Origin of the sequence: Ancylobacter sp., assembly GCF_965279025.1 — a bacterium.
In the GTDB taxonomy this organism is placed as follows: domain Bacteria; phylum Pseudomonadota; class Alphaproteobacteria; order Rhizobiales; family Xanthobacteraceae; genus Ancylobacter.
Genome location: NZ_OZ257132.1, coordinates 2,454,450 through 2,471,671, shown reverse-complemented (window position 1 = coordinate 2,471,671; position 17,222 = coordinate 2,454,450). Strand labels below are relative to the sequence as shown.

At 68.2% G+C, this 17,222-nt stretch carries 18 protein-coding genes; 11 read left to right on the top strand and 7 right to left on the bottom strand.

From position 1 onward, the window contains the following. Nucleotides 1-49 precede the first annotated feature (49 nt). Nucleotides 50-1,450, bottom strand: coding sequence for a glutamine synthetase family protein (locus ACQY76_RS11315; RefSeq protein ID WP_428028840.1), 1,401 nt, complete (start codon nt 1,448-1,450; stop codon nt 50-52). Nucleotides 1,451-1,641: 191 nt separating this feature from the next. Between ACQY76_RS11315 and ACQY76_RS11310 the strand changes: the two genes are divergently transcribed. The 10 genes from ACQY76_RS11310 to ACQY76_RS11265 all read left to right on the top strand — a co-directional run bounded on the left by ACQY76_RS11310 (nt 1,642) and on the right by ACQY76_RS11265 (nt 12,512). Further along, on the top strand, nt 1,642-2,817 hold the full coding sequence (locus ACQY76_RS11310; protein WP_428028839.1) for an ABC transporter ATP-binding protein: 1,176 nt from the start codon (nt 1,642-1,644) through the stop codon (nt 2,815-2,817). Between the two features lie 9 nt (nt 2,818-2,826). Next, complete coding sequence (locus ACQY76_RS11305) at nt 2,827-3,738, top strand: ABC transporter permease (RefSeq protein WP_428028838.1); 912 nt, start codon at nt 2,827-2,829, stop codon at nt 3,736-3,738. Continuing rightward, nucleotides 3,738-4,556 (top strand): ABC transporter permease subunit, encoded by an 819-nt coding sequence (locus ACQY76_RS11300; protein WP_428028837.1) that lies wholly within the window; start codon nt 3,738-3,740, stop codon nt 4,554-4,556. The genes ACQY76_RS11305 and ACQY76_RS11300 overlap by 1 nt, the downstream gene beginning before the upstream one ends. Nucleotides 4,557-4,559: 3 nt before the next feature. Further along, nucleotides 4,560-4,955 (top strand): VOC family protein, encoded by a 396-nt coding sequence (locus ACQY76_RS11295; RefSeq protein WP_428028836.1) that lies wholly within the window; start codon nt 4,560-4,562, stop codon nt 4,953-4,955. A gap of 481 nt (nt 4,956-5,436) precedes the next feature. Then, nucleotides 5,437-6,561 (top strand): type III polyketide synthase, encoded by a 1,125-nt coding sequence (locus ACQY76_RS11290; RefSeq protein WP_428028835.1) that lies wholly within the window; start codon nt 5,437-5,439, stop codon nt 6,559-6,561. 10 nt (nt 6,562-6,571) lie between these two features. Continuing rightward, the gene (locus ACQY76_RS11285) at nt 6,572-7,075 is read left to right on the top strand and encodes an isoprenylcysteine carboxyl methyltransferase family protein (RefSeq protein WP_428028834.1); all 504 of its coding nucleotides are present in this window, start codon (nt 6,572-6,574) and stop codon (nt 7,073-7,075) included. Further along, entirely contained in the window at nt 7,072-8,667 is a 1,596-nt protein-coding gene (locus ACQY76_RS11280) for a DHA2 family efflux MFS transporter permease subunit (RefSeq protein WP_428028833.1), read from the top strand. Before ACQY76_RS11285 ends, ACQY76_RS11280 begins: the two co-directional genes overlap by 4 nt. Nucleotides 8,668-8,767: 100 nt before the next feature. Beyond that, nucleotides 8,768-10,672: a DNA mismatch repair endonuclease MutL gene (mutL, locus tag ACQY76_RS11275; protein ID WP_428028832.1), complete on the top strand. Its 1,905-nt coding sequence runs from the start codon at nt 8,768-8,770 to the stop codon at nt 10,670-10,672. A gap of 24 nt (nt 10,673-10,696) precedes the next feature. Continuing rightward, on the top strand, nt 10,697-11,977 hold the full coding sequence (locus ACQY76_RS11270) for an NAD(P)/FAD-dependent oxidoreductase (RefSeq protein WP_428028831.1): 1,281 nt from the start codon (nt 10,697-10,699) through the stop codon (nt 11,975-11,977). A 13-nt stretch (nt 11,978-11,990) separates the two neighbouring features. Further along, the gene (locus ACQY76_RS11265) at nt 11,991-12,512 is read left to right on the top strand and encodes a DedA family protein (RefSeq protein ID WP_428028830.1); all 522 of its coding nucleotides are present in this window, start codon (nt 11,991-11,993) and stop codon (nt 12,510-12,512) included. A 97-nt stretch (nt 12,513-12,609) separates the two neighbouring features. Here the strand turns inward: ACQY76_RS11265 and ACQY76_RS11260 are convergent, their stop codons facing one another. The 5 genes from ACQY76_RS11260 to ACQY76_RS11240 form a co-directional block, all read right to left on the bottom strand. Continuing rightward, nucleotides 12,610-12,831, bottom strand: coding sequence for a hypothetical protein (locus ACQY76_RS11260; RefSeq protein WP_428028829.1), 222 nt, complete (start codon nt 12,829-12,831; stop codon nt 12,610-12,612). Between the two features lie 4 nt (nt 12,832-12,835). Continuing rightward, entirely contained in the window at nt 12,836-13,126 is a 291-nt protein-coding gene (locus ACQY76_RS11255; RefSeq protein WP_428028828.1) for a BrnT family toxin, read from the bottom strand. Nucleotides 13,127-13,246: 120 nt separating this feature from the next. After that, nucleotides 13,247-14,266, bottom strand: a complete 1,020-nt coding sequence (gene ilvC / locus ACQY76_RS11250; RefSeq protein WP_428028827.1) for a ketol-acid reductoisomerase — start codon at nt 14,264-14,266, stop codon at nt 13,247-13,249. A gap of 14 nt (nt 14,267-14,280) precedes the next feature. Continuing rightward, entirely contained in the window at nt 14,281-14,949 is a 669-nt protein-coding gene (locus ACQY76_RS11245) for a TetR/AcrR family transcriptional regulator (protein WP_428028826.1), read from the bottom strand. Nucleotides 14,950-15,018: 69 nt separating this feature from the next. After that, entirely contained in the window at nt 15,019-15,960 is a 942-nt protein-coding gene (locus ACQY76_RS11240; RefSeq protein ID WP_428028825.1) for a DMT family transporter, read from the bottom strand. Between the two features lie 191 nt (nt 15,961-16,151). On the opposite strand from ACQY76_RS11240, the gene ACQY76_RS11235 reads away from it, so the two are divergent. Next, a complete protein-coding gene (locus ACQY76_RS11235; RefSeq protein ID WP_428028824.1) occupies nt 16,152-16,697 on the top strand; it encodes a DUF924 family protein in 546 nt (181 codons plus the stop codon). A 3-nt stretch (nt 16,698-16,700) separates the two neighbouring features. On the opposite strand, the gene ilvN is transcribed toward ACQY76_RS11235, so the two are convergent. Next, on the bottom strand, nt 16,701-17,216 hold the full coding sequence (gene ilvN / locus ACQY76_RS11230) for an acetolactate synthase small subunit (protein WP_428028823.1): 516 nt from the start codon (nt 17,214-17,216) through the stop codon (nt 16,701-16,703). Nucleotides 17,217-17,222 lie beyond the last annotated feature (6 nt).

Below are 17,222 nucleotides of genomic sequence, written 5' to 3'. Positions count from 1 at the left end.
GCGTTCGGGGGGCAGGCCGTCGGGGCCGTGCCCCGACGGAAACCACGCCTCACACGTTCAAGAGCAGATATTCCCGCTCCCAAGGCGAGATCACCCGCATGAAGGTGTCGAACTCGGTCTGCTTCACCGCCGTATAGGTCTTCACGAAGGACGGCCCGAGCACGGTGGCGATTTCCTCGGAATACTGCATCGCCGCCACCGCCTCCAGCAGGCCGCGCGGCAGCTCGAAATCGAGCCCCTTTGCGTCCGATTCCAGCGGCTCGGTCGGGCGCAGCCCTTCCACCATGCCGAGATAGCCGCAGGCGAGCGAGGCGGCGATGACGAGATAGGGGTTGGCGTCGGAGGACGGCACCCGGTTCTCCACCCGGCGCGCCGCCGGCGAGGAAGGCGGGACGCGCAGCCCGGCGGTGCGGTTGTCATAGCCCCACTGCACGTTGATCGGCGCCATCGAATCGCGCGTCAGCCGGCGGTAGGAGTTCACATAGGGCGCGAGGATCGACATCACCGCCGGCAGGTAGCGCTGCTGGCCGGCAATGAAGGAGAAGAACTCCGGCGTCGGGTCGCCATCGGCGTCCGAGAAGATGTTCTTGCCCGTCTCGCCATCCACGATCGACTGGTGGATGTGCATGGCCGAGCCCGGCTCGTCGGCGATCGGCTTGGCCATGAAGGTGGCGTAGATCTTGTGCTGCAGCGCCGCCTCGCGGATCGTCCGCTTGAACAGGTACACTTGGTCGGCGAGCACGATGGGATCGCCGTGCAGCAGGTTGATTTCCATCTGCGCCGCGCCGTCCTCATGGATCAGCGTGTCGATCTCCAGGCCCTGCGCCTCGGAATAATCGTACATGTCCTCGAACAGCGCATCGAACTCGTTCACCGCCTGGATCGAATAGGACTGGCGGCCGATTTCCGGCCGGCCCGAGCGCCCGATCGGCGGCTTCAGCGGGTAGTCGGCGTCGATGTTGGGCTCGACCAGATAGAACTCGATCTCCGGCGCCACCACGGCCTTCCAGCCCTTCTTGGCGTAGAGATCGACGACGTTCTTCAGCACCTGGCGCGGCGCCAGCTCCACCGGGCGGCCGTCGCGGTGATAGGCGTCGTGGATGATCTGGGCGGTGGGGTCCTGGGCCCAGGGCACGATCGCCAGCGTCGAGAAATCCGGCTCCATCACCAGATCGCTGTCCACCACCACCGAATCGACCAGGTTGTCATAGGGCGGGTAGTCGCCGGAGATGGTCTGGAAGAACACGCTCAGCGGCAGGTTCATCGTTGGGCCGGAAAGGAACTTGGACACCGGCATGATCTTGCCGCGCCCAACCCCGGCAAGGTCCGGCACCGCGCATTCGATCTCGGTGATGCCGCGCGCGGCCATCCACGCCTTCGCCTCGGCGAGGGACGCGACACCGCGGGGATTGTCGACCGCGTCCTTGTCGGAACGCTTCTTCTTGGCCATGATTGCCTTCCTGATGCGCTTTCTGCGCCGCCTGAGGCAATCACGGCGCGCTTGTTGCCGTCAAGGCGGGCCTACGCCGCCACCTTTCCAGGCATGGTAAAAATGTTCGCATTGTGCCGTTGAGCCGCCGCCCGAAGCCGGTTAGCGTCAGCCTGCCGGCATGGGGCGGCGGGGAAACGGGATCAGTCAGCATGAGCACCGGCGTCGCCGAAAAGACGCAGAAGACCATTGGCGGCATCCGCCGCTCCTTCGCTCCCTGGAACGACCCGCAGGCCGTCCCGCTGATCCGTTACAAGAACGTCACCAAGCGCTTCGGCGAGTTCGTGGCCGTCGACAATCTCTCCCTCGACATTTACGAGCGCGAATTCTTCGCCCTGCTGGGCCCGTCCGGCTGCGGCAAGACCACGCTCATGCGCATGCTCGCCGGCTTCGAGGACCCCACCGAGGGCCAGATCACCCTCGCCGGCCAGGACCTCGTCGGCACGCCGCCCTACAAGCGGCAGACCAACATGATGTTCCAGTCCTACGCGCTGTTCCCGCACATGACGGTCTGGGACAACATCGCCTTCGGCCTGCGGCAGGACCGCATGGAGAAGGGCGCGGTGGATGCCCGCGTCGAGGAGATGCTCAAGCTCGTCAAGCTGGAGAAGTTCGGCAAGCGCAAGCCGCACCAGCTTTCCGGCGGCCAGCGCCAGCGCGTGGCGCTCGCCCGCTCGCTGGCCAAGCGGCCCAAGGTGCTGCTGCTCGACGAGCCGCTCGGCGCGCTCGACAAGAAGCTGCGCGAGGAGACGCAGTTCGAGCTCATGGACATCCAGATGGAGCTCGGCATGACGTTCCTGATCGTCACTCACGATCAGGAAGAAGCGATGACGGTCGCCGACCGTATCGCGGTGATGAACCACGGCAAGCTGGTGCAGGTCGACCAGCCGGCGGTGATCTACGAGCACCCCAATTCCCGCTACGTGGCCGATTTCGTCGGTGACGTGAACATCCTCGACGCCACCGTCGAGGCGGTCGAGCCCGGCATGATCACCGTGCGCCCGGTGGCCGCGCCCGACCGGCGCTTCCGCATCGCGCAGGACTGCCCGGCCAAGCCGGGCGACAGCGTCGCCATCGCGCTGCGGCCGGAAAAGATGCGCGTCGAGTTCGACCCGCCGGCCGACCCGAGCGTCAATTGCCTCCAGGGCGAGATCTGGGACATCGGCTATCTCGGCGATCTCTCGATCTACCATGTCGAATTGCCCGGTGGCTCGCGCGTCAAGGCCGCCAAGCCGAACCTCACCCGCATGGTGGAGCGTCCCATCACCTGGGACGACAAGGTCTATGTGTACTTCTCGCCCGATGCCGGCGTGGTTCTGACGAGCTAGGAGGCGACGATGGCGAGCAAGGCAAAAGGGCGATGGCTGGTCCTCGCCGTTCCTTATCTGTGGCTGCTGGCGCTTTTCCTCATCCCGTTCCTGATCGTCTTCAAGATCAGCCTCTCGCAGGACGCCATCGCGCAGCCGCCCTATGTCCCGACCTTCGACCTGTCGGAAGGCTGGGCGCTGTTCCGTGAGAACTTCGCCGAACTCTCCTTCGAGAATTACGGCTATGTGCTGAGCTGGGACAACGAGTTCATCGAGGCCTATGGCTCCAGCCTCTGGATCGCCGGCATCTCGACCATCCTGCTGCTCATGGTCGGCTATCCCATCGCCTACGGCATGGCGCGGGCGCCGCGCTCCATGCGCCCCACCCTGCTGATGCTGGTGATCCTGCCGTTCTGGACCTCGTTCCTCATCCGCGTCTATGCGTGGATCGGCATCCTGTCGCCCGAAGGGCTGCTGAACCAGTTGCTGATCGCGCTCGGCATCATCAGCCCGGACGCGCCGCTGCAGATTCTCGCCACCGACACGGCGGTCTATATCGGCATCGTCTATTCCTACCTGCCCTTCATGATCCTGCCGCTCTATGCCGCGCTGGAAAAGATGGACGAGACGCTGCTGGAAGCCGCCGCCGATCTCGGCTGCCCGCCCTTCGCGGCGTTCTGGAAGATCACCTGGCCGCTGTCGCTGCCCGGCGTGTTCGCCGGCTGCCTGCTGTGCTTCATCCCGGCGGTGGGCGAATTCGTCATCCCCGATCTGCTCGGCGGCTCGGACACGCTGATGATCGGCAAGGTACTGTGGACCGAGTTCTCGGTGAACCGCTCCTGGACCGTGTCCTCGGCGGTGGCGGTGCTGCTGCTCATGGTGCTGGTGATACCCATCGTCTTCTACCAGAACCTGCAAGCCCGCGAAGTGGAGGGACGCTGATGCGCAAGGGGCTTTCCTGGTTCAACGTCACCTCCATCGCCCTGGGATTCGCGTTCCTCTACATCCCGATCATCCTGTTGGTGATCTACTCCTTCAACGCCTCGCGGCTGGTGACGGTGTGGGCCGGCTTCTCCACCCACTGGTACTGGCAGTTGTTCCAGAACCAGCAATTACTGGATGCCGCCTGGGTGACCCTGCGGGTCGCCTTCCTCACCGCCACCGTCGCCACGGTGCTGGGCACGCTGGCCGCCATCACCCTCACGCGCTATGGCCGCTTCCTCGGCCGCACGCTGTTCTCCGGCATGGTCTATGCGCCGCTCGTCATGCCGGAGGTGATCACCGGCCTGTCGCTGCTGCTGCTGTTCGTCGCCATCGGTCTCGATCGCGGCTTCTGGACCATCACGCTGGCGCACATCACCTTCACCATGTGCTTCGTCTCGGTGGTGGTGCAGTCGCGCCTCGTCACCTTCGACCGCTCGCTGGAAGAGGCGGCGCTCGATCTCGGCTGCCCGCCCTTCAAGGCGTTCTTCGTCATCACGCTGCCGATCATCCTGCCCGCCGTCATTTCCGGCTGGATGCTGGCCTTCACCCTGTCGCTCGACGATCTCGTCATCGCCAGCTTCACCACCGGCCCCGGCGCCACCACTCTGCCGATGCGCATCTACAGCCAGGTGCGGCTCGGCGTGACGCCGGAAATCAACGCCGCCTGCACCATCCTCATCGCCATCGTCACCGTGGTGGTGATCGTCGCCTCGATCATGACCAAGCGGCAGGAAATGGAGCGCCAGAAGGCCGAGCGGCTGGCCGCGGCGGGCTAGCCGATGCTGTCGCACATCAATCTGGGGGTCGGCGATTTCGACCGCGCCTTCGCTTACTATGCGGCGCTGCTGCCGGAACTCGGCCTGCGGCTGAAATTCTCCGAGCCCGCCGCGCACTGGGCTGGCTGGGAGAAGCCTGGCGCGGCGCGGCCGCTCTTCCTCATCGGCCGGCCCTTTGATGGCGGCCCGGCAGCCGCGGGAAACGGCCAGATGGTGGCGCTGCTGGCGCCAGATCGCGGCACGGTCGACCGGGTGCACGCCCTTGCCCTGCGGCTCGGCAGCCGCGATGAAGGGGCGCCCGGCCTGCGCCCGCATTATCACCCTGATTATTACGGCGCCTATTTCCGCGACCTCGACGGCAACAAGCTGTGCGTCTGCTGCCACGATCCGGTGGCGTGATGCGGAAGGCGCACCCGCCGGCACGGCCCATTTCCCATCCACCGCACCAGACCCGTTTGAGCCGGCGCAACCCGGCATCTGCACGCGGCTGACGCGCCCGCGCGCCTGAGGAGCCGGAGGCCCGGCGCGGCGAAACCGTCGGATTTCCTCAAACGCACGCTTTCACGAACAAGAGAGGCGCCACTTCGCTGCAATCGCGCTAGCATCTTTTGCGAATACGAATTTAATCTAACGCAACGTCAGTCTAAATAGTCATATTCGCGTGATATACCCCCGTATTTTCATATTAAACTTTCGAACGCCTTAACAAGACACAATCGAATATTACGTCGATGGGTAGATTACGGCGACCATAGCGCACCGAGGGAAGGCTTCGCCCTTCCGTCGCGGGAGGCAGATGCGTCATGGCTGCGGTGAATCCTTCCGCAAAGACGCGCCCGCTGGATTAGACGCGGCGCGTTACTCATGGCGAGCCCTCATCATGCTTGAACTGGTCACCTCATCGCCTTACGTGCCGCCCTCCCCCTTTTCCGGCCGGCCGCTTCCGGCGGCCGGAAGCGCCCTGCCCGGCCTGCTGTCGCTGGCCACCGCCGTGCCGGAACATGTGCTGGCGCAGCCCGACGTCGCCGCGACCATGCACCGGTTTTTCTCGGAGATCTTCAGCAAGTCCGAGACCATGGCCGGCATCTTCGCCAACACCGGCATACGCACGCGCCATGCCGCGCGCCCACTTTCCTGGTATCTCGAACCACGCGGCTGGCCGGAGCGCACCGCCGTTTACATGGAGGCGGGCGGCGACCTGTTCGTCGAGGTCGCCGGCAAGGCGCTCGCGGCGGCGGGCTGCGCGGCGTCCGATGTGGATACGGTGGTCTTCGTTTCCACCAGCGGCATCGCCACGCCGAGCCTCGACGCGGTGGTGCATGGTCGTATGGGCTTTCGCGCCGATATCGAGCGCGTGCCGGTGTTCGGCCTCGGCTGCGCCGGCGGCGTCACCGGGCTGGCCATAGCGTCGCGCCTTGCGCAGGCGCGGCCCGGTTCGACCGTGCTGATGGTCACCGTCGAACTGAGTTCGCTGGCCTTCCGCCTCGACCGGCCAGACAAGGCGCATCTGATCTCGACCGCCCTCTTCGGCGACGGCGCCGCCGCCTGCGTGCTGCGCACCGGCGAGCAGGGGCTCGCCTATATCGAAGGCGCCGGCGAACATTTGTGGCCGGACAGCCTCGGCATCATGGGCTGGAGCATGGACCCGGTCGGCTTCGGGGTCATTTTGGAGCCGAACGTGCCCTCCTTCGCCGCGACACATCTCCAGCCGGCCGTCACCGGCATACTCGGCCGCATGGGCCTCGCCCCGGCGGATATCGGGCGGTTCGTCTGCCACCCCGGCGGCACCAAGGTGGTGGCGGCGATCGAGCGCGCCTTCAGCCTCGATCAGGGATCGCTGGACCATGAACGCGGCGTGCTGGCCGATTTCGGCAACATGTCGGCACCGACCGTGTTGTTCATCCTCGACCGGGTGATCGCGCAGGGGCTGCCCGACCGGGCGACGCTGGTGACCATGGGGCCGGGCTTCACCGCCTCCTGCGTCTCCCTCGCTCAGGCGGCGTGAGCGCCTTGCGATGGAAACCCTGCTCATACTGGGCCTGGTGACGGCGCAGCGGCTGGGCGAGCTGGCGCTGTCGAACCGCAACACCGCCCGCCTGCTGGCACGCGGCGCCCGCGAGGCCGCTCCCGGGCATTATCGCTACATGGTGATGCTGCACGCGCTGTGGCTCGCCGGACTGTGGTGGCTGGCGCCGGGGCGGCCGGTGAACCCCTGGCTGCTCGCCGTCTATGTCCTGCTGCAGGGCCTGCGGGTCTGGGTGCTCGCCGCGCTCGGCGGGCGCTGGACCACCCGCATCATCGTGCTGCCGAGGGCGCCGCTGGTGCGGCGCGGTCCCTACCGCTTTCTCACCCACCCCAATTATGTCGTCGTCGCCGGCGAGATCGCCGTGCTGCCGCTGATGTTCGGGCTGGACGGCTACGCCGTGGCCTTTTCCCTGCTGAACGCGCTGGTCCTCTACATCCGCATTCGCGCCGAGAATGCCGCGCTGGGCATCGGCGCGCACCGGGTGCCGGGATGAGCGCGGCGGCGCCGGCGTCCGCCCTGCCCGACCTTCCGGCGGTGCGCCGATGGCTCGGCTTCGGGGCCATGTGCCTCGGCATGTTCATGGCGGTGCTGGACATCCAGGTGGTGGCAACCTCGCTGCCGGCGATCCGCGACGCGCTGTCATTGCCGGCCGAGGCGATGAGCTGGATCCAGACCGCCTATCTCATCGCCGAAGTGGTGGCGATACCGCTGACCGGACTGCTGACGCGCGCGCTCGGCCTGCGGGCGCTGTTCGCCCTCGCCGTCAGCGCCTTCACGCTCGCCTCCCTCGGCTGCGCGGCGAGCACGGGGTTCACCGGCCTTGTCGCCGCCCGGGTGGCGCAGGGCTTCTTCGGCGGCATGCTGATCCCGCTGGTGTTCTCGGCAGTGTTCCTGCTGTTTCCGCCGAGGCTGCAGGGCTTCGCCACCACGCTTGCCGGCATGCTGGCAGTGCTGGCGCCGACCATCGGGCCGGTGGTCGGCGGCTGGATCACGCAGACCGCGTCCTGGCACTGGCTGTTTCTGGTCAATGTCGCGCCCGGCATCCTCGCCGGCGCGCTCGGGCTGGCGATGCTGGCGCGCGAGCCGGGCGAGCGCGCGCTGCTGCGAAATCTGGACCTTGCCGGCCTCGCCTTGCTGGCGGCCTGCCTCGCCAGCCTGCAGATCGGGCTGAAGGAAGCGCCCGCGCGCGGCTGGCTGGCGGTGCCGGTCCTCGCCTTGCTGGCCGGCAGCGCGCTTGCCGGCGCGCTGTTCGTGCGGCGCATGCTGGGCGGGAGCACCCCCCTCATCCAGTTGCGCACCTTCCGCGACCGGGGCTTTGCCATTGGCTGCGCGCTCAGCTTCCTGCTCGGCATGGGGCTTTACGGGTCGGTCTATCTCATGCCGGTGTTCCTGGCCTTCGTGCGCGGTCAGGGGCCGCTGGCCATCGGCCGGGTGATGCTGGTCACCGGCATCGCCCAGCTCATCAACTCGCCGATCGCGGTGGCACTGGAGCGGCGCGGCAGCGCGCGCCTGCTGAGCTGTGCCGGCTTCGCGCTGTTCGCCCTCGGCTTCGGCCTGAGCGCCTTCGCGACCCCCGAGACGGATTTCGACGGCATGTTCTGGCCGCAGCTGATGCGGGGCGGCGCGATCATGCTCTGTCTGCTGCCGCCCACCCGCCTCGCGCTGGGCGCCCTGCCGCCGGAAGCGGTGCCGGATGCCAGCGGGCTATTCAACCTGATGCGCAATCTCGGTGGTGCCATCGGCATTGCGCTGGTCGATACCGTGATCTTCGACCGCGCGCCGGTCCACGCCGAGGCACTGACCCAGCGCCTGCTGGCGGGCGACGCCTCCGCCGCCGCGCTCGTCGGGCTGCCGCCGGAGGCGGTGAGCGGCGCGGTGAAGCTGCCGCTCGACCCGTCCGTCGAGGCCTTCGTGCGGCCGCTGGTGGAGAAGGCGGCGCTGGTCCAGTCGATCAATGAGGCCTGGCTGCTGCTTGCCGTGGTGACGATGGCGGGCTGCGCGCTGGCCTTGCTCGCGCCTGCCGCACGGCCCGCGCCGGCAGCGGAAACGCCCGCCCGCCGCCCGGCCGCTTTGTTGGGCGAGTGAACCGGCATCCCGGTGTCCCATCCCGCGCCGGCCGCCCGTGTCGCTCGCCCCGGCGCTGCTGCTATAGTCGGGCCTCGCGCCCGCCGAATCGGACCCTGCCATGCCGCTACGCCTATTGCCCTCCACGCTGGTCGACCGCATCGCGGCCGGCGAGGTGGTGGAACGCCCGGCGGCGGCGCTGAAGGAGATCGTCGAGAACGCGCTCGACGCCGGCGCCACGCGGGTGGAAATCGTCCTCGACGGCGGCGGCCGCCGGCTGATGCGTGTCACCGATGATGGCTGCGGCATGAGCGCGGAAGACCTCGCCCTCGCCGTGGAGCGCCACGCCACCTCCAAGCTCGACGGCGAGGATCTGCTCGCCATTCACACGCTGGGTTTTCGCGGCGAGGCACTGCCCTCTATCGGTTCGGTGGCGCGGCTTGCCATCACCAGCCGGCCGCGACAGGCCGAGAGCGCGTTCGAAATCCGCGTCGAGGGCGGAGCGAAAACGCCGGTGCGCCCGGCCGCGCTCGGCTTCGGCACGCGGGTGGAAGTGCGCGACCTGTTCTTCGCCACCCCGGCGCGGCTGAAATTCCTCAAATCCGAGCGCGCCGAAACGGCGGCGGCGGTGGACGCGGTGAAGCGCCTCGCGCTCGCCCGCCCGGATGTCGGCTTCACCGTCGTCACGGATGAGCGCGCGCCCATCACCTGGCCGGCACGCTCCCTCGATGCCGCCGGCCGCCGCGCCCGCATCGCCGATGTGCTGGGCCAGGAGGCGGGCGGCAACGCGCTGGATGTGGAAGGGCTGCGCGAGGGCGCGCGGCTGTCGGGCCTTGCCGGCCTGCCGACCTATTCCAAGGCCAATTCGCTGTCGCAATACCTCTTCGTCAATGGCCGCCCGGTGCGCGACAAGGTGCTGATCGGCGCCATCCGCGCCGCCTATTCGGACCTGCTGCCCTCCGACCGTCACCCGGTGACGGCGCTGTTCCTCGACCTCGACCCGCGCGAAGTGGACGTGAACGTCCACCCCGCCAAGACCGAGGTGCGGTTTCGCGACGCCGGCAATATCCGGGCGCTGATCGTGCGCACGCTGACCGACGCGCTGGCCTCCGGCGTGCCGCGCACCACCTCCACGGCGGCGGACCGCCTCGCCCAGTTCGCCCGGCGCGACGGCTTCACCGAATACCGGCCGGAGGCGCGGCCGGGAAGCCACGACTGGACCCGCTCCTGGGCCGCGCCGGAAGGTGCCGCCGAGCCCCTCGCGCCCGGCGGCGGCTTTCGTGAGGCGCCGGCGGGCTTCGATTTCGACATGCCGGGCGGCGACGACCGTGGTGCCGGTCGAGGCTTCGCGGGAGGTCTCGGCTTGGCGGGAGGTCTCGGCCTCGCCCTCGCCCCTTCGGCCGACGCCCGCGCCCATGGCGCCGCCGCCGCGCCGGAGGCGATGGAGCGCCCGCTCGGCGCCGCCCGCGCGCAATTGCACGAGACCTACATCATCGCCCAGACCCGCGACGGCGTGGTGGTTATCGACCAGCACGCCGCGCATGAGCGCATCGTCTACGAGAAGCTGAAGGCGGCGATGGAGCGCGACGGCCTCGCCCGCCAGATGCTGCTGGTGCCGCTGGTGGTCGAGCTCGACCCCTCCGAGGCGGCGCGGCTCACCGAGCGCGCCGGCGCATTGGAAAAGCTCGGCCTGGTCATCGAGCCCTTCGGCCCCGGCGCGCTGCTGGTGCGCGAGGCGCCGGCCCTGCTGGGCGATGCGAACATCACCGCGCTGGTGCGCGAACTTGTCGAGCACGCGGCGGAATGGGACGACTCGCTGCCGCTGGAGCGTCGCCTGCTGCACATCGCCGCCACCATGGCCTGCCATGGCTCGGTGCGCGCCGGCCGCCGGCTGCGGGTAGAGGAAATGAACGCCCTGCTGCGCGAGATGGAAGAGACGCCGAACGCCGCCCAGTGCAATCATGGCCGGCCGACATTCGTGACGCTGGCGCTGGCCGATATCGAACGGCTATTCGCGCGGCGCTGAAGCGGCGGCTGGAGTTGAGTAAGCATGGCGCCTGACACCGACCACCCCAAGAGCTGGTACGCCGCAACGGCGAACCGCTTCTCCCCGCTCCCTCCGCTGCAGGGCGGCACGCGGGCGGATGTCTGCGTCATCGGCGGCGGCTATACCGGGCTGTCGGCGGCTTTGCACATGGCGGAAGCCGGGCTGGACGTGGTGCTGCTGGAGGCGGCGCGCGTCGGTTCCGGCGCCTCGGGCCGCAATGGCGGGCAGATCCACAGCGGCCAGCGCCGCGACCAGGACTGGCTGGAGGCGCGTGTCGGGCTCGACGACGCCAAGTCCCTGTGGCGGCTGGCCGAAGACGCCAAGGCGCTGCTGCACGATCTCATCAAGCGCCACGCCATCGAGTGCGACCTGCGCCCCGGTCTCATCGAGGCCGACCACAAGCCCGGCTATGTCGCCCACAGCCACGCCTATGCCCGCAAGCTCAACGACGTCTATGACTACCCCGACGCCGCGCCGCTGAGCCGCGAGGAGTTGCGGGAGATGGTGGGTTCGGACGTCTATCATGGCGGCATGATCGACCATGGCGGCGGGCATCTGCACCCGCTCAACCTCGCGCTGGGGCTCGCCGATGCGGCGCGGCGGGCCGGCGCCCGGCTCCATGAGCAGTCGCAGGCGCTGCGCATCGAGGAGGGCGCCAAGGTGCGCGTCATCACCGCCGCCGGATCGGTGGAGGCGGACTGGGTGCTGGAATGCGGCGACGGGCTGCAGGACGGGCTGGACCGGCGCGTCGACACCCATGTCATGCCGATCTGCAATTACATCGCCGCCACGGCGCCGCTGGGGGAACGGGCGCGGGAGATCATCTCCAACGGCGCGGCAGTGGCCGATACCCGTTTCGTCGTCAATTATTACCGGCTGTCCGGCGATGGCCGCCTGCTGTTCGGCGGCGGCGAGAGCTACCGGCGCGGGCTGCGGCCGAACCCCGGGGAGTTCGTCCGCCCCTACATGCTGAAGATCTTCCCGCAACTGGCGGATGTCGGCATCGATTATGGCTGGGGCGGCGTTCTCGGCATCACCATGACCCGCCTGCCCTTCGTGCGTAAGCTCTCGCCCCGCGTGCTCACCGCCGCCGGCTATTCCGGGCAGGGGGTGATGCTGGCGCCGTATTTCGGCAAGCTGCTGGGAGACGCGGTGCGCGGGCAGCTCGGCGCGTTCGACCTGCTGTCGCGCCTGCCGGTGCCCGCCTTCCCCGGCGGCCCGCTGATGCGCTGGCCGCTGCTGGTGGCCGGCATGAGCTATTACGCCCTGCGCGACCGGCTGTGACGGGCGCACGCTGATGGGGCTGGAAGGCTACGCCCGGCAGGTGCTGGATTTCGTCGAGGCCCACGCGCATTGGGCGCCGTGGATCGCCTTCATCCTCGCCTTCGGCGAATCGCTGGTGGTGGTGTCGCTGTTCGTCCCCGCCACCTTCATACTGGTAGGCTTCGGCGCGCTGATCGCGGCGGGCGGAGCGCCGTTCCTGCCGGTCTGGGCGGCGGCGGCGATCGGCGCGGCTCTGGGCGATGCCGTGTCCTACTGGATCGGCCACCATTTCAAGGACCGGGCGCCCCGCGCCTGGCCATTGCGCAATTTCCCCGGCCTGCTGGCGCGCGGCGAGCGCTTCTTCCTGCGCTTCGGCGTCTGGGGCGTGTTCTTCGGCCGCTTCTCCGGGCCGCTGCGCGCCATCGTCCCGCTCATCGCCGGCATGTTCGCCATGCCGCCCTTGCTGTTCCAGATCGCGAACGTCACCTCCGCCATGCTGTGGGCGTTGCTGCTGCTGGCCCCCAGCGCGGCCGCGATGAAGGCGCTGGGCTACTGAGGGGGAGCCTTGGTCACGGCAAGAACACAAGGCAGTGTCGGAAAAAGCAAAGGCGGCCCGGAGGCCGCCCTTTGCTTCATGTCCGATGCGCAGACGCCTATTCCGCCGCTTCCTTCGGCGGCCTGCCGCCGGCCATCTCCTCGGACCGGGCCTTCTCCGCCGCCGCCCTCTCCCGCCGCGCCTTGGCGGGAAGCACCAGATCGAATTCGGCGAGCTCGGCCTCGGTGGGCCAGATCATGTCCTTGTCCCACGCCCAATGCGCACGGATGTCCGCGTCCGACATGGCACGAAACTTCTCCCAGTCGACCGTCTTGGCCAACCGATCAGCTTCTTCCAATTGCTTCTTGGTAGGCACGGCGCTCCACCTCGTTCGCGTATCGGAAGGATATGGCGCGCCGACGCCGGTTCCGCCATGTCCACGCGCAGAGTAGCACATCCTCGCCATAAGCGGCGATGGTCTCGAAACGCGGTTCTCCGCGCTCGCCGCGCGAAGGGCTGTCAAGGCGCGCTCGTCCATCGAACAGGCGTACCGCAAGTGGCAGCGGCAAACCATGCTTGGCACGGTTCGCCGCGTCCTTTTCATCGTCCCACTCGAAGTCGTCCGTCTCGCCCATAGGGCCTCCGCAAACCGTTGACGGCAAGATAGCGGAGGCCCGAAATGGGTGTCGGCGAATTGTGGATAACCCCTCCGCTTAGCTGTGGAGGACCTGTGGAAAGCGGTTTCCCGCTTGACCTCAGTTCTTCGCCTTGTCGACCAGCTGGTTCTTGGCGATCCATGGCATCATGCCGCGCAGCTTGGCGCCGACTTCCTCGATCTGGTGGCTGTCGTTGATGCGGCGGATACCCTTGAAGCGCGAGGCGCCGGCGCGGTATTCCTGCATCCAGTCGGAGGTGAACTTGCCGGTCTGGATGTCGGTGAGGACGCGCTTCATCTCGGCCTTGGTCTCGGCGGTGATGATGCGCGGGCCGGAGACGTATTCGCCCCATTCGGCGGTGTTGGAGATCGAGTAGTTCATGTTGGCGATGCCGCCCTCATAGATGAGGTCGACGATCAGCTTCACCTCGTGCAGGCACTCGAAATAGGCCATTTCCGGGGCGTAGCCGGCTTCCACCAGCGTCTCGAAGCCGGCGCGGATCAGCTCGACGAGGCCGCCGCAGAGCACCACCTGCTCGCCGAACAGGTCGGTCTCGCACTCTTCCTTGAAGGTGGTCTCGATGATGCCCGAGCGGCCGCCGCCGACGCCGCAGGCGTAGGACAGGCCGAGGTCCAGCGCGTTGCCCGAGGCGTCCTGGTGGACGGCCACGAGGCACGGCACGCCGCCGCCCTTCTGGTATTCGCCGCGCACGGTGTGGCCGGGGCCCTTGGGGGCGACCATCAGCACGTCGACCGAAGCCTTCGGCTCGATCAGGCCGAAATGGACGTTGAGGCCGTGGGCGAAGGCGATGGCGGCGCCGTCACGGATATTGGGGGCGATCTCGTCGCGGTAGATGTCGGCCTGAAGCTCGTCCGGGGTAGCCATCATCATCAGGTCGGCCCATTTGGCGACCTCGGCGACGGTCATCACCTTGAGGCCGTCGGCCTCGACCTTCTTGGCGGTCGCCGAGCCGGGCTTCAGGCCGACGGCGATGTCCTTGACGCCGGATTCCTTGAGGTTCAGCGCATGGGCGCGGCCCTGCGAGCCATAGCCGATGATGCCGACCTTCTTGCCCTTGATGAGGTTCACGTCGGCGTCACGGTCGTAATAAACGCGCATGGGTGTCTCCTGTGTCACGCGTTGGCGGTGTGGCGGTCCGGCGCGGTTTTCGCCGTGCCGTAAAGGGTGAAGAACTGGTCGGCCGCGCGGGCGGCGTCGCGCGCGATCTCGGCCGGCGTCAGCGCCAGCGTGTCGCCCAGCAGCAGCCGGATCTGCACGTCGCGGCCGACCAGCCCGATGAAGCTGCGGAAGGCGGTCTCGGTGTCGTCGAAGTCGATCAGCCCGGCCTCGCGCCCGGCGTCGAGCAGCGGCTTCAGCCGGCCGCCAATGGCGAAGCGCCCATTCGCCAGCATGATCGCGCCGAGCGACCCGCCGCGCGGACCCGCCCCGGCCTGCGCGACGGCGAAGCGGTTCAGCGCGATCGAGGTCGGGCTGGAGATCACCCCGAGCCAGTTGGCGGCGAAGCGGGTCAGGCTGTCGCGCAGGGCCATGGCGTCGAGCCGCGTCCGATCATAATTGCCGGCGCGCACCTTGGAGGCCTGCCAGCGCACCGTGGCGGTCAGCAGGCCGTCACGGTCGCCGAACCATTTGTAGAGACTCTCCTTGGAACAGCTGGCGCGGCGCGCGACCGCATTCATGGTCAGCTCGCCGCCCTGCTCCACCATCAGCGCGAGCACGGCATCCAGAACCGCCTGCTGGCGTTCCGTGAGCGTCTCGTCCTGCGTGTCCGCGGGCATGGCCATGGGTGGAAAGCGTCCGTACCGTACGTTACGGTTCCGTCTACAGGAGCGCCCCGCCGCGCGCAAGCGCTGTCAGCGGAGCGCGCGCCGGAAGCGGTATTTCCACGGAAAGCGCTGGAGCGAGGCGAGCGCCACCCCGCCGGCCGCCAGCGCCATGCCGGCCCAGGCGATGATCGGCATCGCCTCGCCGATCAGCCCCCAGGCGATCAGCGCCGTGCAGGGCGGCACGAGGAAGAACAGCGCCGAGACCTTCGCCACCTCGCCGGCGCGGATCATGGCGAGATAGAGCGAAATGGCGATCAGCGAGTTGCCGACCACGAGATAGGCCAGCACCGCTATGAAGGGCAGCGACCAGTCGACATGGCCGTCCTCCAGCAGCAGCGCCAGCGGCAGCGTGCAGGCAAAGCCGACGGCGCATTGCACCGTGTTTGACACCAGAGGGTGCTGCGGCGTGCCGAAGCGCTTCTCGTAGAGTGCGCCGGCGCACATCGCCAGCAGCGCACCGACGCCGAGCAGCACCACCCCCGGCGAGGTCACCTCGATAGCCGAGCGCGAGGTGATCACCAGTGCCGCGCCGGCGAGGCCGAGCAGCAGGCCGACCCAGCGCAGCACCCCGACCCGCTCGCCGGTGAAGAGCGGCGCCACCAGCCCGACGACGATCGGCTGCATGGAGACGATGATCGCCAGCGCGCCCGCCGATATGCCGAACCGGAAGGCGAAATAGCTCAGGTTGAAATACAGCACCTGAATGAAGAAGCCGACCACGGCAAGGTCGAGATAGACCCGCGGGCGGCGCGGCAGCGGCGGGCGATACCACGCCAGCAGCGGCACCAGCACCGCCAGCACGAAGCCATAGCGCCAAGCGAGCAGGGTGAAGGGCCCGGTATAGAGGATGCCGACCTTCGCCACCGCGAAGCCGCCCGACCACAGCAGCAGGAAGATGAACGGCGCCGCCAGCAGCCAGAGCGGCTTGCCTGTGCCGGCCGCCGGCGCCACGCCTGCACGCTCGCTCACGATGTCGCGTCTCCGTCGCTCCGGCGTGACAGCGACGCGCGGCGCCGCGAAGCACCCCGCGAAAGCGGCATCTTCACATGGCTTTGCCCCGGGGGCCAGAGCCGTTGTGCATCGCAGCACCAGCGCCGGGGCTCGACTTTCGCCACGGCGCCTTTATGTCGAGGCAACCGACTGCAAAAGGGAGACCCGCGATGAGCCACCCCACTGCCGCCGAGATCGTCGCCTTCTGGCGCGAGGCCGGGCCGGAACGCTGGTTCGCAAAAGAAGATGCCTTCGACGCGGCCATCCGCAGCCGCTTCCTCGGCGCCTATGAGGCCGCCGCCGCTGGAGAATTGCGGGCGTGGCAAGAGACGGCCGAGGGCTGCTATGCGCTGATCCTGCTGCTCGACCAGTTCCCGCGCAACCTGTTCCGTGGCTCGCAGCAGGCCTTCGCCACCGATGCCGCCGCCCGCGACGTGGCGGATGCCGCCATCGCGCACGGCTTCGACAGCGGCTTCGCCCTGCCCGAGCGGCGCTGCTTCTACGTGCCGTTCATGCATTCCGAGAATCTGGCCGACCAGCAGCGCTGCATCGCGCTGTGCGAAGCGGCGGATGACGACGAGGGTGTGCACCACGCCGTCGTCCACCACGACATCATCCGCGATTTCGGCCGCTTCCCGCACCGAAACCCGGTACTGGGGCGCGAGACCTCGCAGGAGGAACACGCCTTCCTCAAGGCCGGCGGCTTCGCCGGCTGAGGCTCACATGCCTTCCGGGCCGCGCCCAATGGCGGCGACGCCGGTGCGGGAGACCTCGACGAGGCCGAGCGGCTCCAGCAGCGAGACGAACTGGTCGATCTTCTCCGGCTTGCCGGTGATCTCGAACACGAAGCTCTCCAGCGTGGTGTCGACCGTGCGGGCGCGGAAACTGTCGGCGATCAGCAGCGCCTCCTGCCGGATCTCGCCCTTGCCGCGCACCTTGATCAGCGCCAGCTCGCGCTCCACCGATTTGCCGGCGACGGTGAGATCCACGACCCGGTGCACCGGCACCAGCCGGTCGAGCTGGCTCTTGATCTGCTCGATGATCGGCGGTGCGCCGGTGGTCACCACGGTGATGCGCGAGAGGTGCGAGGCGTGGCTGACCTCGGAGACGGTCAGGCTGTCAATATTGTAGCCGCGCCCGGAGAACAGGCCGACGATGCGGGCGAGAACGCCCGGCTCGTTGTCGACCAGCATGGAAAGGGTGTGGCGCTCGGCAGGCTCGTTGACGGGAGGCATGGGGCA

Excerpts from the sequence above, each read along its gene's own strand:
- ACQY76_RS11265 (WP_428028830.1), top strand. The coding sequence starts at position 11,991 with ATGGGGCTGGAAGGCTACGCCCGGCAGGTGCTGGATTTCGTCGAGGCC.
- ACQY76_RS11255 (WP_428028828.1), bottom strand. The coding sequence starts at position 13,126 with ATGGGCGAGACGGACGACTTCGAGTGGGACGATGAAAAGGACGCGGCG.
- ACQY76_RS11235 (WP_428028824.1), top strand. The coding sequence starts at position 16,152 with ATGAGCCACCCCACTGCCGCCGAGATCGTCGCCTTCTGGCGCGAGGCC.
- ACQY76_RS11300 (WP_428028837.1), top strand. The coding sequence starts at position 3,738 with ATGCGCAAGGGGCTTTCCTGGTTCAACGTCACCTCCATCGCCCTGGGA.
- ACQY76_RS11315 (WP_428028840.1), bottom strand. The coding sequence starts at position 1,450 with ATGGCCAAGAAGAAGCGTTCCGACAAGGACGCGGTCGACAATCCCCGC.
- ACQY76_RS11280 (WP_428028833.1), top strand. The coding sequence starts at position 7,072 with ATGAGCGCGGCGGCGCCGGCGTCCGCCCTGCCCGACCTTCCGGCGGTG.
- ACQY76_RS11290 (WP_428028835.1), top strand. The coding sequence starts at position 5,437 with ATGCTTGAACTGGTCACCTCATCGCCTTACGTGCCGCCCTCCCCCTTT.
- ACQY76_RS11310 (WP_428028839.1), top strand. The coding sequence starts at position 1,642 with ATGAGCACCGGCGTCGCCGAAAAGACGCAGAAGACCATTGGCGGCATC.
- ACQY76_RS11270 (WP_428028831.1), top strand. The coding sequence starts at position 10,697 with ATGGCGCCTGACACCGACCACCCCAAGAGCTGGTACGCCGCAACGGCG.
- ACQY76_RS11285 (WP_428028834.1), top strand. The coding sequence starts at position 6,572 with ATGGAAACCCTGCTCATACTGGGCCTGGTGACGGCGCAGCGGCTGGGC.
- mutL (WP_428028832.1), top strand. The coding sequence starts at position 8,768 with ATGCCGCTACGCCTATTGCCCTCCACGCTGGTCGACCGCATCGCGGCC.
- ACQY76_RS11295 (WP_428028836.1), top strand. The coding sequence starts at position 4,560 with ATGCTGTCGCACATCAATCTGGGGGTCGGCGATTTCGACCGCGCCTTC.
- ACQY76_RS11245 (WP_428028826.1), bottom strand. The coding sequence starts at position 14,949 with ATGGCCATGCCCGCGGACACGCAGGACGAGACGCTCACGGAACGCCAG.
- ilvN (WP_428028823.1), bottom strand. The coding sequence starts at position 17,216 with ATGCCTCCCGTCAACGAGCCTGCCGAGCGCCACACCCTTTCCATGCTG.
- ilvC (WP_428028827.1), bottom strand. The coding sequence starts at position 14,266 with ATGCGCGTTTATTACGACCGTGACGCCGACGTGAACCTCATCAAGGGC.
- ACQY76_RS11305 (WP_428028838.1), top strand. The coding sequence starts at position 2,827 with ATGGCGAGCAAGGCAAAAGGGCGATGGCTGGTCCTCGCCGTTCCTTAT.